The 14948-nt window shown below is 60.3% G+C and carries 9 protein-coding genes, 4 pseudogenes and 1 riboswitch; of the genes and pseudogenes, 9 read left to right on the plus strand and 4 right to left on the minus strand.

Annotated elements, in window-relative coordinates; translation table 11 throughout:
• Positions 1 to 20: 20 nt before the first annotated feature.
• On the minus strand, positions 21 to 1160 hold the full coding sequence (locus QO058_RS29555; RefSeq protein ID WP_284173380.1) for a GlxA family transcriptional regulator: 1140 nt from the start codon (positions 1158 to 1160) through the stop codon (positions 21 to 23).
• A gap of 642 nt (positions 1161 to 1802) precedes the next feature.
• Between QO058_RS29555 and QO058_RS29560 the strand changes: the two are divergent.
• Positions 1803 to 1919 (plus strand): annotated as a pseudogene (locus tag QO058_RS29560) (integrase core domain-containing protein); the annotation flags it as partial.
• A 104-nt stretch (positions 1920 to 2023) separates the two neighbouring features.
• Here the strand turns inward: QO058_RS29560 and QO058_RS29565 are convergent.
• A pseudogene (locus QO058_RS29565) lies at positions 2024 to 2152 on the minus strand (IS3-like element ISMxa1 family transposase); the annotation flags it as partial.
• Positions 2153 to 2353: 201 nt separating this feature from the next.
• A riboswitch (glycine riboswitch) is annotated at positions 2354 to 2441 on the plus strand.
• Positions 2442 to 2580: 139 nt separating this feature from the next.
• On the opposite strand from QO058_RS29565, the gene QO058_RS29570 reads away from it, so the two are divergent.
• Both QO058_RS29570 and QO058_RS29575 read left to right on the plus strand, forming a co-directional pair.
• On the plus strand, positions 2581 to 3828 hold the full coding sequence (locus tag QO058_RS29570) for a D-amino acid dehydrogenase (protein ID WP_284173381.1): 1248 nt from the start codon (positions 2581 to 2583) through the stop codon (positions 3826 to 3828).
• A 290-nt stretch (positions 3829 to 4118) separates the two neighbouring features.
• Positions 4119 to 5399 carry an MFS transporter gene (locus QO058_RS29575; protein WP_284173382.1) on the plus strand — a complete coding sequence of 427 codons (1281 nt, stop codon included), beginning with the start codon at positions 4119 to 4121 and terminating at the stop codon, positions 5397 to 5399.
• 488 nt (positions 5400 to 5887) lie between these two features.
• Here QO058_RS29575 and QO058_RS29585 read toward each other — a convergent pair whose 3' ends face one another.
• Complete coding sequence (locus QO058_RS29585; RefSeq protein ID WP_284173383.1) at positions 5888 to 6556, minus strand: GntR family transcriptional regulator; 669 nt, start codon at positions 6554 to 6556, stop codon at positions 5888 to 5890.
• A gap of 177 nt (positions 6557 to 6733) precedes the next feature.
• Between QO058_RS29585 and QO058_RS29590 the strand changes: the two genes are divergently transcribed.
• The 3 genes and pseudogenes from QO058_RS29590 (at position 6734) to QO058_RS29600 (ending at position 11163) form a co-directional block, all read left to right on the plus strand.
• A complete protein-coding gene (locus QO058_RS29590; RefSeq protein ID WP_284173384.1) occupies positions 6734 to 8140 on the plus strand; it encodes an SLC13 family permease in 1407 nt (468 codons plus the stop codon).
• Positions 8141 to 8175: 35 nt separating this feature from the next.
• Positions 8176 to 9570 carry a malonyl-CoA decarboxylase gene (locus tag QO058_RS29595; RefSeq protein WP_284173385.1) on the plus strand — a complete coding sequence of 465 codons (1395 nt, stop codon included), beginning with the start codon at positions 8176 to 8178 and terminating at the stop codon, positions 9568 to 9570.
• A 62-nt stretch (positions 9571 to 9632) separates the two neighbouring features.
• Positions 9633 to 11163 (plus strand): annotated as a pseudogene (locus QO058_RS29600) (malonate--CoA ligase).
• Between the two features lie 250 nt (positions 11164 to 11413).
• Here QO058_RS29600 and QO058_RS29605 read toward each other — a convergent pair.
• Positions 11414 to 11650 carry a hypothetical protein gene (locus QO058_RS29605; RefSeq protein ID WP_284173386.1) on the minus strand — a complete coding sequence of 79 codons (237 nt, stop codon included), beginning with the start codon at positions 11648 to 11650 and terminating at the stop codon, positions 11414 to 11416.
• A gap of 275 nt (positions 11651 to 11925) precedes the next feature.
• Here QO058_RS29605 and QO058_RS29610 point away from each other — a divergent pair, with 275 nt between their 5' ends.
• The 3 genes and pseudogenes from QO058_RS29610 to QO058_RS29620 all read left to right on the plus strand — a co-directional run bounded on the left by QO058_RS29610 (position 11926) and on the right by QO058_RS29620 (position 14922).
• Positions 11926 to 13269 carry a CmpA/NrtA family ABC transporter substrate-binding protein gene (locus QO058_RS29610; protein WP_284173387.1) on the plus strand — a complete coding sequence of 448 codons (1344 nt, stop codon included), beginning with the start codon at positions 11926 to 11928 and terminating at the stop codon, positions 13267 to 13269.
• A gap of 34 nt (positions 13270 to 13303) precedes the next feature.
• Entirely contained in the window at positions 13304 to 14131 is an 828-nt protein-coding gene (locus QO058_RS29615) for an ABC transporter permease (protein ID WP_284173466.1), read from the plus strand.
• A 36-nt stretch (positions 14132 to 14167) separates the two neighbouring features.
• Positions 14168 to 14922, plus strand: a pseudogene (locus tag QO058_RS29620) (ABC transporter ATP-binding protein).
• Positions 14923 to 14948 lie beyond the last annotated feature (26 nt).

Below are 14948 nucleotides of genomic sequence, written 5' to 3' on the forward strand. Positions count from 1 at the left end.
ATACGCTTCAGCAAGGCGGCTTACGCCGGGCGGGTCCTGTTTGAAGACCCAACTACCGAGTGAGCCAAGTTCGTGTAAACTGACTTTCTCGATCGCGTTAGGTCTAAATCTTGGTCGCTCTCTACAATTCTTTCGTAGAGAGAAGCCCATTGCGGTGATATGATGTCGTCAGCGCTTCCCTTTGATTGCCGCGCTTGTGACGGGGTCGTTTCGAATTGAGTTCGGAAACATCGATTGAAGTGGGAGCTGTCGGCGAAACCAGTGATTGTCGCGATTTCCGTAATCGACTTAGAGCTATTTAAAAGAAGCCAATATCCATAAGTGAGTCGCAGTTGACGGCAATACTTCTGAACCGGCTGCTTCATTTCCTGTTGAAAAAGACGTTCTATCTGCCGTTTCGAAATCCCCAACGATGACGCAAGAGATTTAATCTTCAATGGCTGCCCTGGATTTCTTTCAATTATCTTTAGCGCTCGAATTACTCTCGAGTCGAGCGCATTTTCTCTTGTTCCAAAATTCTCATCACCTTCGGAGGCGCAAGCCGAAAGCTCTTGTGGCGCAGGAATCTCGGCGCCGAGAGCGGAATAATGACGTTCTAATAGCCATGATCCGAGTTCCAGCGCCGCTAGCCCGCCCGCACAGCTAACCCGCCTACCGCTCACCACCAGGTTCATGCCGGAGATTTGCTGCACCTCGGCAAAACGAGTATCTCGGTCGGCGCCCCGGTACCAATCTGTTGCGCAAGGTAACTTATCGAAAAATCCAGCTTCGATTAGGACAAATAGTCCCGAACCTGTTCCAACAAGAGTTGCATTATTCATATCGGCACTTGTCAGCGCTTCTAGAATCGATCTACGGTCCTCAATAGGAACCGCGGTCCTCCCACCTATCACAAAAACGTAGTTGCACGTGCGAGCAGCGTGTAGAGGCGCTGTCGAAGGTACTTGGACACCGCAGGTCGTTTGGGCCGGCTTCTGTCCTAAAACTATATACTCAAAATCGACTCCAACCGCAGCTACTGGGTCGGTGCAATGCTTCAAAATATAAACGAGGGCAGAGTACGAAAACATCGTGAAGCCTGGAAGGAGGATGAAGCCAACCTTCACTCGCCGCCGCGCCAGTTTGGCGGTTTCGGCCTTCGCACCAAAAACAGGCATCATCGTGGAATCTCCTGCCATAAGGACATCAATGTAGAAATTACAGAATGTCCGCGTACAATCCCGGATGCTCACGCCGCTTTGTCGCATAGAAGATTCACAAGGGCAAAAATGCGACGATTTCGACGTAGGCGTCAGGCCGATCTGCCAACCGCCTGAGGCGGTCCTAGCGGAGATCGGCGAGCTACGCTGAGAGCGCAAATCAAGCTGCGCCTGAAATCAGATCCGTAAGATCGCCGCTGGAATTGGGCCTTAACAGGCCAGTCCCGCGATCGCCGGCAGCTAAGGGCGGAGAATTGCTCAAGCAACCGCAAAACCAAAGTATCGCTAATTCTCTTTAACATTCGTCTCTCAGTTTGTCAACGACGCTACACCACGCCGTCATGGTCTGCAACCTGGTTGGAGTTGACCCACTTTCGTGTGCTGTACCCAGCTCGGGCGGGTTGGGTCAGGTCGCGCTCCAGCCTTTCGACACGGAGCGTGAAGCTCACGGATATTGACGGGAATTACGCCCGATTGCCGAGCGTATAGTGGCAGAGTTCGACACGGCATTCGGCGAGCTTGCCCAGTTTGTCGATGGTCGACGAGGTTGTGTCACGCTAGCGGCACTTCCGTCGATCGCGGCAGCTTTATTGCACGGAGCGATCGGATGCGGCCGAAAAGATGGAGGCTTAGCTCAGATGCGACAACGAGGATCGGCCGCACGGGGCCATTGGCAACCAGCCACCGATCCTGCTGCAAACTCCCAGCTCACCGCCGTGAAAAAAGACCAGAAACGCAACCCGCCGGCGATCCAGGAAATGGTCTCGGATCAAAACGAGTACCGAGCCAAATTATAACCAAGGACAAATTGGGGGGGCGACGTCGACGGCCATCCGGGCTTCGCTGTGAGATCGGAATCGGCGTCTATCCAGCAACTCGCATTCCAAGGTCGCAAAGAGCGGCGGTGTGACGCCGACTTCCTTGCAGCACTTGCCGAAGGTCACCGAGGCGTATTAGTCCTTTGTCGGAACCATCGAACTCTACAGAATCGAGCTTACCATTCTGCGCGGACGGTGGAGGAGCTTCGAGGCCGCGTAGTTCGCCACGTGACCTGATGGAGGCGGTTGCCTGCGTGTCGGAATCGACGAGCGTGGTCGCACGCCATTGCGGTAGGTTGACTTGAGCAAGCAGCCAGGAGTAAAGAAATATTGTTCAAAGATGATACGGGAGAGATCGGCATACGCCGGCGCCGACGGAGCAACCCCCAAGGAAACTCTCAGGCAAAATGACCGTATTTTCGAACACTCTGGAGAGAGACGCTTAGGGCGTCCACCGAAGGGGAACGCCGAGGTCGTCGGCTAAGCTCTCAGGTAAACGGACAGATTTGGGGATAGCCGCAGATTTCTTGATCTGCACCCTTTGATCTGTCTGGAGAGCAAATATGCCAAAGATTGTTGTTATTGGCGCCGGCGTGGCTGGCGTGTCGACGGCTTACGCACTTTTACGCGCTGGCTACAGCGTCACCGTCGTCGAACGTCAGCGTTATGCAGCGATGGAAACGTCATTTGCAAACGGCGGACAACTTTCGGCCAGCAACGCAGAAGTGTGGAATCACTGGTCGACCCTCCTGAAGGGAATCAAATGGATGGTCAAACGGGACGCTCCCTTTTTGATGAATCCGAAGCCAACTTGGCATAAATACAGCTGGCTAGCAGAATTTATTTCCAACATTACCAATTACCGTGAGAACACCGTCGCGACAACTAAGTTGGCAATAGCTGCGCGGAAGTTCATGTTCGAAATTGCAGACCAGGAAAAGATCGACTTTGACCACGTCCGCCGCGGAATTCTGCACGTTTACTGGGATAAAAATGGATTTGAACACGCGACCGCGGTAAACCACCTACTTGTTGAGGGAGGGTTGGATCGACGGCCAGTGACCGTGAAGGAAATGAAGACGATCGAGCCAACCCTGCATGGAAATTTTTATGGCGGATTCTATACGCCATCCGATTCTACCGGAGATATTCACAAGTACACGACCGGACTTGCGAAGGCGTGCGAGAACCTCGGCGCAAGATTCTTGTACGATGCCACGGTGAATCGCATCGAGCGGCGCGGCGGCTTCCAGCTAGTCTACACGACCACGGAGGCCGGACGCGAGCCTCAGGTGATCGAAGCTGACGCAATCGTCGTTTGTGCGGCCTCGGGCAGTCGCGATTTGGCAACGATGCTAGGTGACCGAGTTAACATCTATCCCGTTAAAGGCTACTCGATCACAGTCCATTTGGACGACGAGGTTTCTCAACAGGCGGCGCCTTGGGTCAGCCTACTTGATGACCGAGCCAAAATCGTCACAAGTCGGCTAGGATCGGGGCGGTTCCGAGTTGCTGGTACGGCCGAAATTAACGGTCTGAACTGGGACATCCGTGATGATCGAGTTAAGCCCCTCGTCGATTGGACGCGCATGCTGTTCCCGGGAGTTGGTACGAAACGGGTAGTGCCGTGGGCGGGTCTGCGGCCAATGATGCCGAATATGTTGCCTAAGGTCGGAAAAGGACGCTTGCCTGGTGTATTCTACAACACCGGGCACGGACATCTGGGGTGGACACTATCGGCTGCGACAGCCGCAATGCTCGTAGACATCTTGGCACAAGAGATCCCGCTCGAGACACGTTTGTCAGCATAGACGGGTGGTAGGCTTACTTCCTTATCCTACCAAATGGTTGGCAGCCTTCGTCGCGGTCTAATTTCCTAGTGCCGCCATCGTGCTTCACGATCTTGACTGCATGGCTTCAGCGCTCGCGTTCGACTGCAGGTGCGGAGCCAAGCCGATTCTATTTCCTCTGACGTCGCCGGCCCTACAATCCAACCGCTGCGAAGCACTTCGCGCAGGAACAGGGCAATCCTTACGATCTTTGCACTTACAGCAGAGGACCAAATGAGCTTGTCACGAGTCGAAATAACGACCCTCATGCCATGACTTCCATTGCAGCTCCCCGTGGCCAAGCTGCGAAGTGTGGCATCGTACGAAACACCCTCCTGTTCGGCGCGCCGCTGCTGGTGCTCGCTTTGGGCCATATGCTGTCCAATTTGCTGCGGACCTTGCCCGGCGTTGCGGCCGATGTGATCACGGCCGATCTCACAGTGTCGCCCGACGCCCTGGCCAGCTTGATTGGGGCCTACCATTTCGCCTTCGCCGCGGGCCAGATACCCGTCGGCGTCGCGCTCGATCGCTTCGGCGTACGCGCGGTGTCGCTAACGCTTTTCGCGATTATAGCCGTGGGCGCAGTCCTGGCCATGACCGCTCGAGGCCCCAGCGGATTCCTCATCGCTCAGATCATCCTCGGCATCGGCTGCTGCGGCATGCTGCTTTGTCCGATGACGTTGGCAGCAAAGACGCTTAGCGCGGAAAAATTCGGCCTATGGTCAGGGTTGATCCAGGGCGTAGGCAACTCGGGAATGCTGCTTTCTGCTAGTCCGATGGCCTGGCTGGTCGAACATCATAGTTGGCGCACGGGTTTCGGGCTGGCTGCATGTATCGCTGCAATCATCGCCATATTGGTGATGCTAACGGTGCCTAAAGCTGTCCACACGGAAAGCGGAGGTGACGCTACTCTGTGTTCGGAAGCCAAGCAGGTGATCAGGATCGGTGCCTCGCCGCCATTGCGCGGAGTCATCGTCCTGGCATTCGCGTCCTTTGCCGCTGGTATCGCGGTGAGAGGACTCTGGGGCGGCGTCTGGCTGATGGAGATCAGGCATCTGTCCCGCCTGGAGGTTGGGAATGCGCTTCTTCCTATGACACTCGCACTCGTGGCAGGCCCAATTTTGTACGGCATTGCCGACCGGCGCTTCGGCCACCGCCGTTCCGTTCTGACGACGACACACGCGATTGCCGCCATAGCCCTGCTCTTAGTTGCTGCCGGCAGTCCCGGCGGACTTCTTGCGAGAGCCACCGGTTTGCCGATGCTTTCGCCGTCTTTCGACGTCTTCGCCTTCCTCCTTCTCGGAGCCGCCTTGGCGTCGCAGCCGCTCCTTTTCGCTATGGCGCGAGGTGCAGTCCCACCACAAAATGCCGGAAAGGCGCTTGCGGCGGTCAATCTGTCGTTCTTTGCCGGAGCGGCCGTTCTGCAATTCTGCACGGGCCCGATCTCGGCCAGTTTAGGGCTGGCTGCAATCATGCTATTTTTGGCTGCGGTCCTCGTTGTCGCCGCAATCATTTTTGCTCTTCTAACGAAACGCCCACGGAACCAAGGTTGAGAATTGGTTGAATCGATACAGAAGATATCGGCACGTCTAACTAGACATCGAGCCGCTTCACTTTGAGGCAGGCACCGCCGCATTACGCCAAATTTGGCCTAAACAACTTGCGAATATGAGGTAGTCCTCCGCTGAGGGTCGCAGTCAGCTCGCTTTGAGGGTCTCGGTTCGGTGCGCTCAGGCGGCACAGGGATCGGTTGCAGGATGCCGGCGAAGCTCGCCAGATGCTGCTCAGGATGATCACCCGAACCGTCTCTCAAGGCCCGGAACAGCACCGCCGGCGGATGGGATCCGCCGACGGGTCCGGTCAGTCGCGCACAGGCACGGCCGTTCTTAGACTGCCCTTCGCCAGGATCGGCATCGGAGTGTCGGCGCCGTGCCTTGAGCAGGCTCCAAGCATTCGAGGGAATCAGCGCGCAGCGCGAACGAATGTCGCAGCGTCCTTGGCATCCATCTCGATAAGGCTGATCGATCGTTCGCCGTTCAGGCTACGCTGCACGTTCGAAGGAAGCGATGAAATCGGCGAGACGCTCGCCCTGGATCACCACATGGTCACGGAGCGCCCGTTCCGCAGCTTCGCCGTCACCGGCGCGGATCGCATCAACGATCGCCTGATGTTCTGAGAGCGAGGTGGCAACTCGGCTCCGGGCTCGAAGCTGGAGACGGCGATACGGCTTGAGGCGGGTGTGCAACTGGCGCGCCTGCTCGGCGAGAAACGCGTTCTGGCAGGCGTCGTAGATCGCAAGGTGGAAGCGTTCGTTGGCGTAATAGTAGGCGTCGGGGGTCCCCTCGGCGGCGTACTGCACGCACTCCTCATGCGCCGCCTCGAGCTCTTGCTGCTGGGCGTCGGTGATGCGGCGGGCGGCCAGCGCTCCGCACATGCCCTCCAGGCCAGCCATCACCTCGAACCGCTCGATCACGTCCTTGAAGCTCAGCGAGGCGACGAAGGCGCCACGGCGAGGCTGCAAGACCACCAATCCCGTGGAGGCCAGCTGCATGAAGGCCTCGCGGATCGGGGTACGCGAAACCTCGAAGCGGGCGGCGAGGCTCTGCTCGTCGAGCCGCTCTCCCGGGCGGAGCCTGCCCGTCACGATTTCGTCCTCGAGGACGTCCCTGAGGCTATGCGCGCGTCTCATGTCGTTTCCTGCCCAGCGCATGGTAGCGCGCCCGTCCGCAATCCGACAGGGGAATTCTCGTATACAATAATATTGACTTTGCATCCATACAATGCCGTTCATGATGCAAATCAGACGAGGGGCATCCTGCGTAACCGCCGCCGACGGCGAAGGCCGCCAGCCAACGGCGCGGGAGGAAACGAAATCAACGGGGTCGCCATGTCGTCGCAGATGCTTTCGATCTACGCGCTTGCAGTCATGTTCGTGATTGCCACGATCTTGCCGATCAACATGGGGGTCCTGGCCTTCGTCGGCGCCTTCCTGGTCGGCACGCTCGCGGCCGGAATGACGGCGAACCAGATCATTGCCGGTTTTCCCGGCGGGCTGTTCCTGACGCTGGTCGGGATCACCTTTCTGTTCGCCATCGCGCAGAACAACGGAACCATCGACTGGCTCGTCCGCCTGGCCATGCGGGCGGTGCGGGGCCGGATCGCCGCCATCCCGTGGATCATGTTCGGGGTTTCGGCCCTGCTCACCTCCGTCGGCGCTGTCAGCCCGGGTGCGGTCGCGATCGTCGCGCCGATCGCGCTTGGCTTTGCGCTGAAATACAAGATCAATCCGCTGCTGATGGGCCTGATGGTGATCCACGGAGCCCAGGCCGGCGGCTTCTCGCCGATCAGTATCTATGGCGGCATCACCAACCGGATCGTCGCCAAGGCGGGCCTGCCCCTCAACGAGATCGCGACCTTCCTGGCCAGCTTCGGCGTCAACTTCGCCGTCGCGTTGCTGCTCTTCTTCGCCCTCGGCGGGCGCAAGCTCCTGTCGGCGAGAGTCGACGGTTCGCACCAGATGGCGCCGCGCACCGCCGGGACGCTCGCGCTCGCGGTGCCGGGTTCCGTCACGAGCGCTCGGCCGGCCGACGCCCAGGCCTATGGCGATGCCGAGTTCGAGGCGGCCAGCGAGGAACGGCTCATCGCCAGGCAAAAGACCGATCCCGCGGCCGATGCCGGGCTCGACGACAGGACTGCGCAGGGGCCGCATTGGTACCGCGTCCTGACGCTCGCCGGGATCATCCTGCTCGCCGTCCTGACCCTGGCCTACAACCTCGATATCGGCTTCGTGGCGATCACCATCGGCCTGGCGCTCTCCCTGATCGCGCCGGACCTGCAGAAGCGCGCGATGGGGCAGGTCTCATGGCCGGAGATCATGCTGATCACGGGCGTGAGCACCTATGTGGTCGTGCTCGAGAAGATGGGGACCATCTCCTTCGTCGGCGACAGCGTCGCGACGCTCGCCTCCCCGATGCTCGCCGCCCTGCTGCTCTGCTTCATCGGCGCGGTCGTCTCGGCCTTCGCCTCGTCGACCGCAGTGCTCGGTTCGCTGATCCCGCTCGCCGTTCCGTTCCTGCAATCGGGCACGGGCGTCAGCGCGGTCGGCTTCGTCGCCGCGATGGCCGTCGCCTCCACCATCGTCGATGTCAGCCCCTTCTCCACGAACGGCGCTCTCGTCCTCGCCAATGCCCAAGGCGTCGACCGTCAGGCCTTCTTCCAGAAGCTCATGGCCTATGGCGCGGCCGTCACGCTGATCGCGCCGATCGTGGTCTGGTTCCTGTTCGTCGTTCTGTGACGCCTGCCCGTTTGCCGCAAGCAAAGGAGATGACCGTGAAGCTCTCTCGATCCGTATCCAGACTCGAATCCGCGCCGGCCTTCCTCGGCGATCTCATCGACACACTGACGGAGCGGGGACGGTCCCTGCTCCGGCAGAAGGTGGGCCCTGCTCTCCCCTCCACCGGGACGCTGGCGGACCTCGGCGAGCTGCTGCTGTCGCGGCGCGGCGAGGCTTCGGGCGTGGCGCTGGCGCAAGCCCTGGTCACCGGCTATGCCGCCGCCGATCCCGGCAAGCGCCTGGAGTTCCTGACCGCACTGGCCGACCGTTTCGGGCCAGACCGGCGCCGCATCGAGCTTGCAATCGATGCGGCCCGCAAGGACGAGGCACCGGATGCCTTCGAGGATCTCCACGCCGCCGCAGAGCCTCGGCGGCAGGAACTGATCCGGCGCCTCAACCTCGCCCCTGGCGGGACCTCCGCCCTCGTGCGGATGCGCGAAGAGCTGCTCGGGCACCTGAGCGATCATCCAGGACTGAGGCGGGTCGATGCCGACTTCGGCCATCTGTTCTCGTCTTGGTTCAACAGGGGGTTCCTGGTGCTTCGTCGGATCGGCTGGACCACGTCAGCCAACATCCTTGAAAAGATCATCCGCTACGAGGCCGTGCACGCGATCCATAACTGGGACGATCTGCGCAACCGGCTCGAACCGGAGGATCGCCGTTGTTACGGATTCTTCCATCCGCAGCTCGTCGACGAGCCGCTCATCTTCGTGGAAGTGGCGCTGACGCGGACGATCCCGGGGGCGATCGGCCCGCTTCTCGACATCGCCCGCAGCCCGACGCCGGCATCCGAGACCACAACCGCGGTATTCTACTCGATCTCGAACACCCAGAAAGGGCTGGGAGGTGTATCCTTCGGCAACTTCCTGATCAAGCAGGTCGTGGAGGACCTCAAGCGCGAGCTGCCGAACCTCAAGATCTTCGTCACATTATCGCCGGTCCCCGGCTTCGCAGCCTGGCTTGCGCGCGAACGCAAAGCGGAGGCGCCGGCCTGTCTCGACTCGGCGGCACAGGAGGTCTTCGCGACGCTCGACGAGCCGGGCTGGCACGAGGACCCGGCCAAGCTCGAGAAGCTCAAGGAGCCCCTGCTGCAGGCAGCCGCCTATTACTTCCTGAAGGCGAAGGATTCGAAGGGCCGGCCGATCGATCCCGTGGCGCGCTTCCATCTCGGGAACGGCGCCCGCCTCGAGCGGCTAAACGCCTTCGGCGATCTCTCACCCAAAGGCCTGAAGCAGTCGCATGGTCTGATGGTGAACTATCTCTATGCGCTCGACGAGATCGAGGCGAATCACGAAGCGTTCGCCGAGAACGGCAAAGTGGCCGCCTCCGCTCCCGTCCGCAAAACCCTGCGCGCCGATCTGCCCTCCCGTGACCTGGTGCCGTCGCCATGACCGCCACCTCGCTCGAGACCCTGATGCGATCCGTCATCGATCCCCGTTTTGGAGCCCTTGCCATGAACGCGAACCTGTTTGACCGGCTGGAGCGCGAGGTCACCGACCCGGCCAGCACAGCGATCACGACCCCTGCCGGCGAGACCGTCAGCTATGCCGAGCTCGTCGCGCTGGCCGGCCGTCTTGCGAATGTGCTGGTCGCCGGCGGGGTCAAGCCGGGCGATCGCGTCGCCGTCCAGGTCGAGAAGTCGGTTCCGGCCATGGTGCTCTATCTCGCGACGGTGCGGGCGGGCGCCGTCTACCTGCCGCTCAACACGGCCTATACCCTCGCCGAGCTGGAATACTTCATCGGCGACGCCGAGCCCGCGCTGGTCGTCTGCGATCCCGGCAGGCGCGAGGGCATCGCCGCCATCGCCGCGAAGGTCGGCGGCCGCGTCGAGACGCTGGACGCAAGCGGGCAGGGCTCGTTGACCGAAGCTGCCGATCAGGCCTCGGAAGCCTTCGCGACGGCGCAAAGGGCTGGCGATGACCTGGCGGCGATCCTCTACACCTCGGGAACTACCGGCCGCTCCAAGGGCGCCATGCTCACTCACGACAACCTCGTCTCGAATACGCTGACCCTGAAGCAGGTCTGGCGTTTCACCCGGGATGACACGCTCATCCACGCCCTGCCGATCTACCATACCCATGGCCTTTTCGTGGCCTGCAACCTGACCCTCTTCTCCGGCGCGTCGATGATCTTCCTGTCGAAGTTCGACGCCGACGAGATCCTGGTGCTGATGCCTCGTGCGACGGCCCTGATGGGCGTGCCGACCTTCTATGTGCGCCTGTTGCAGCATCCCGGCTTGACGCCGGAGGCGACCGCCGGCATGCGCCTGTTTGTGTCGGGTTCGGCACCGCTGTTGGCCGAGACCCATCGCGAGTGGAGTGCGCGCACCGACCACGCCATTCTCGAGCGCTACGGCATGACCGAGACCAACATGAACACCTCGAACCCCTATGACGGGGACCGGGTGCCGGGTGCCGTCGGGCTACCGTTGCCGGGCGTCGCCGTCCGGGTAAGCGATCCGGACACCGGCAAGGAACTCGCCCCCGGCGAGATCGGCATGATCGAGGTCAAGGGGCCGAATGTCTTCAAGGGCTATTGGCGCATGCCCGAAAAGACGGCGGCCGAGTTCCGCCCGGACGGATTCTTCATCACCGGCGACCTCGGCAAGATCGACGAGCGCGGCTATGTCCACATTGTCGGCCGCGGCAAGGATCTCGTGATCACAGGGGGCTTCAACGTCTATCCAAAGGAGATCGAAGACGAGATCGACGCCATTCCGGGGGGTGTTCGAATCGGCCGTGATCGGCATTCCACACGCGGACTTCGGGGAGGGCGTCACGGCGATCATCGTCCGATCCAAGGAAGCACCAGTGGATGAGCGCGCGATCCTGGCCGCGCTGGACGGGCGGCTCGCGAAATTCAAGCTGCCCAAGCGCATCGTCTTCGTCGATGAGCTGCCGCGCAACACCATGGGCAAGGTGCAGAAGAACGTCCTGCGTGAGATGTTCAGCGGACTCCACGCGGCATCGGCCAAGGCCCAGTGAGTTTCGACTTGTCCAGATTTGGCGATAGGCGCTCATTTCCTGGGTTGTCTCCAACGGCCGAACACGGAGTTCGTGGACACTAGCATCCGGCCAAACTCGCTGGGCAATTTCGCAGAGGCGCGGATGATGGGTAAGGTGGCCCCCTTGCCGACCTTCGCCATCTCGCAGAAGAGCCTGATCGCCTCCTCAGCCTGATAATCATCAAAAGTCTCTATGATGTCATCGCAAGCCGGTCGACTTGGTGGCAGCCTTAGTCCCGTCTCATCACCACGATCGCGTCGAGTTGCCCCGATAGTTTCACGATCTCTTGCGTGAGGCCCTTGCGCACGAACGCCGAGCCCGATCTCGTCGTTCTGCAACTGCGGCAGTTCCTGGCCCCGGCCGCGCGGTGCGTCGGGAAGGCCAGCCAAGGGCGCGACGCGCCGACGGAGACACGCAAATCCGTCAGGCGCGGCAATGCGTTCAGGTTGCTCTCAATCTCGTCCATGCACGACTAGAGCGGACAACCTGAGATCGACAGCGATATCTCCCTTGCAAGCTCGATACAACCATGGCTGGCTCTCAGCATCTTCGCCTCCGATCCCCGTCTTCGGGGCAGCCACCAAATGGCTCAAGACGGCGGCTGACCCCGGCTCAGCCTGCAGCCTTCGTAGGCGACCACAGGACCTTTTTGCAGAGTGCGTTGCGAGAAACCCTAATGCCCAGAGCTTTGTCGACCCTCATACTGCCGGTGGGAGAATGAAAAAGAATGGGAGCGCGGATATGGAGCCGGGAGAATTCAACCGTTATCGCTATGCCGTGTGCGCGTGCGGTCAACCGCATCACGGCACCTTTGCGGCGGAAGATTGTAAGAGATCGGTCGAAGAAAGCGTCGCGTCAGCGACTGACGAAATCCTTATCGCGTCCGTGTTCCCTGATTTGCGAACGCGTCGCCAGCTGCTGCGCAGCGTGGGGGCCGCCACGTTACTCGCAGCCTTGGGAGACATCCTCCCGTTGGGTACCTTGAGGGCGCTCGCCCAGGAGCGAGCCCCTCTTGAGAAGAAAGACATCAACGTCGGCTTCCTCGCCATCACCTGTGCCACCCCGTTGGTGATGGCCAAGGAGAAGGGCATCTTCGAGAAGCACGGACTCAACGTCGCTCTTCAAAAGATCCCCGGCATTGGTCTCATCCGGGACAAGATGATCAATGGGGAGCTCGATGTCTCCCAACAGGTCATGCCCGTGGCGATTGCGACTTCCGCCGGGGCCGGTGGCAACGTGGTCCCGGCCAAGGTGCTTACGATCCTGAATCAAAATGGGAATTCGCTGGTACTGGCTCTGAAGCACAAGGACAATCGGGACCCGCGAAACTGGAAAGGCTTCCGTTTCGCGGTTCCCTTCGACCAATCCCATCAGGCTCTGCAACTGCGTCATTATCTGGCGGAAGCCGGCCTGGACCCGGACAAGGACGTCGTCTACCGCGTCGTGCCTCCGTCCGAATACGTGTCAAACCTTCGCGTCGGCAACATTGACGGATTTTTAGGAGGCGAACCCGGTGGGCAGCGCGCGGTCGTCGAGGGCGTCGGCTTCATTCACTTGCTGTCCCGCGACATCTGGGAAAACCATCCATGCTGCTCGGTCACCGCGACCGATGCTTGGATAAGGCAGCATCCCAACACGTTTCTTGCGGTGTTTCGCGCGCTGGTGGAAGCCGGGTTGTATTCCTCAGCTCCCGAAAATCGCGCTGGCATGGCGGAGATCCTCGCCCGACCGGAATACATCAACGCCCCCGCGAACGTCATCCAGCAAGTCATCGGGGGACGCTTCGCAGATGGCTTGGGCGCCGTGCGAAACGTGCCCGACCGGATCAAGTTCGACCCGTTCCCGCAATACTCGATGGCCGTCTGGCTGTCCGTGCAAATGAGCCGCTGGAACATGCTCCCAGCCGATATCGACCATAAGCGACTGGCACAGACGGTCATGCTTGCCGTCGATGCGAAGAAGATACTCGCGCAACAAGGCGTCGATGTTCCGGAACTGAAGTTTGGAACCGAACGGATATTGGGAAAGGAGTTCGATTCCAATGAGCCAGACCAATATCTACGCTCCGTCCGCCGCGCGAACTGACGGCAATTTGTCGTTGTCCGCCTTGCACAGCGTCATGAACCGGCCATGGGTCGCGTCGTTGGCGATTTTCGTCGCCTTCGTATTCATTTGGCATGCCCTCACCTCAATCGGCGGCGGCGAAATTGTTGTCGATCCCGAATATGCCAAGCTGATGGGCCAGACCGTTGGCACCACGACCGGCTCCTCAATTCCTGGCCCGATGGAAGTGGCTCGACGGGCCATGGAATTGGGAAGTCGCGCCTTCGACAGCTCCAATCCCAACAACCTCGGCATCTTCTGGCATCTCTACTACTCGCTTGGCCGGGTCTTTTTGGGGTACGCGCTGGCGGTGGTGGTGGCCGTGCCCCTGGGTTTCAGCATTGGCCTGATGCCATGGCTCTACCAGGCTTTGAACCCGTTCATTCAGGTGCTCAAGCCAATCTCGCCTTTGGCTTGGATGCCGTTGGCGCTTTACGCACTCAAGGACAGCGCGACGGCGGCCATCTTCATCATTTTCATTTGCTCCCTCTGGCCGCTTTTGATCAACACGGCCGCCGGGGCCGCCGGCGTGCGGCAGGATTGGCTGAACGTGGCGAAAGTACTCGGCCTCAAGACCTCGACCAAAGTGTTGAGGATCGTCTTTCCAGCCGCGGTTCCGATGATCCTAACCGGGATGCGCATTTCAATCGGCATCGCATGGTTCGTCATCGTGGCGGCCGAGATGGTCGTGGGTCAGAACGGCATCGGGTACTTCATTTGGAACGAGTGGAACAACCTCCAGCTCTCCAGCATGATCGTCGCCATTGGGCTCATCGGCATCATCGGCTTCGTTCTCGATCAGGCCCTCGCGTGGGTCGGTCAAAAACTCAGTTTCAAGGAGTGACCGGTGGAGACGTTCCTGTCGCTGAACAAGGTGTCGATGACTTTCGGCGAGCGCACGAAATTCCATGCGCTGGACGCCATCTCGTTATCAGTGGAGCGTGGCGAGTTCGTCAGCCTGATTGGGCATTCCGGCTGCGGGAAGAGTACATTGCTCAACCTGATCGCCGGCCTCTATCGGCCTTCGGCCGGTTTGATCAGCTGCGAAGGACAGCAAATACTCGGCCCAGGCCCCGATCGTGGCGTCGTGTTCCAGAACCATTCCCTGCTTCCATGGATGACCTGTCACGACAACATCCTCTTGGGAGTGACGCAGGTCTTCGCCGCCCGACTGGACAAGAGTGCAATGCGGCGGAAGGTCGACCAGGCGCTGGATCTCGTCCATCTCGGTCACGCGGCAAACAAATACCCGCACGAAATTTCGGGGGTATGAAGCAGCGTGTCGGCATCGCTCGGGCCCTCGCGATCGAACCCCGCGTGCTGCTACTGGATGAGCCCTTCGGAGCGCTGGATGCGCTTACGCGGGCAAGTCTACAAGACGAACTCATAAAGATCGTGGAGCAGACGCAATCCACGGTGGTCATGGTCACTCACGACGTCGATGAGGCAATCTTCCTTAGCGACCGAGTGGTCATGATGACGAACGGCCCCGCAGCGAAGATCGGCGAGGTGCTCCATGTCGATATTCCGCGGCCCCGTGATCGCCTGGAGATGACCACGACGCCGGCCTATGCCGAATGCCGCCGACGGCTGCTGGAGTTTCTATATCTCAAGCAGGCGGTCGTCCGGCATTGATGCCCCGACCTCACAGATCTCCGCGA

Source organism: Bosea vestrisii, assembly GCF_030144325.1.
Classification (GTDB): domain Bacteria; phylum Pseudomonadota; class Alphaproteobacteria; order Rhizobiales; family Beijerinckiaceae; genus Allobosea; species Allobosea vestrisii_A.

What these genes read in the sequence shown, in the direction of transcription:
- QO058_RS29555 (WP_284173380.1), bottom strand. Translation starts at nt 1,160, where the DNA reads ATGATGCCTGTTTTTGGTGCGAAGGCCGAAACCGCCAAACTGGCGCGG.
- QO058_RS29570 (WP_284173381.1), top strand. Translation starts at nt 2,581, where the DNA reads ATGCCAAAGATTGTTGTTATTGGCGCCGGCGTGGCTGGCGTGTCGACG.
- QO058_RS29575 (WP_284173382.1), top strand. Translation starts at nt 4,119, where the DNA reads ATGACTTCCATTGCAGCTCCCCGTGGCCAAGCTGCGAAGTGTGGCATC.
- QO058_RS29585 (WP_284173383.1), bottom strand. Translation starts at nt 6,556, where the DNA reads ATGCGCTGGGCAGGAAACGACATGAGACGCGCGCATAGCCTCAGGGAC.
- QO058_RS29590 (WP_284173384.1), top strand. Translation starts at nt 6,734, where the DNA reads ATGTCGTCGCAGATGCTTTCGATCTACGCGCTTGCAGTCATGTTCGTG.
- QO058_RS29605 (WP_284173386.1), bottom strand. Translation starts at nt 11,650, where the DNA reads ATGGACGAGATTGAGAGCAACCTGAACGCATTGCCGCGCCTGACGGAT.
- QO058_RS29610 (WP_284173387.1), top strand. Translation starts at nt 11,926, where the DNA reads ATGGAGCCGGGAGAATTCAACCGTTATCGCTATGCCGTGTGCGCGTGC.
- QO058_RS29615 (WP_284173466.1), top strand. Translation starts at nt 13,304, where the DNA reads ATGAACCGGCCATGGGTCGCGTCGTTGGCGATTTTCGTCGCCTTCGTA.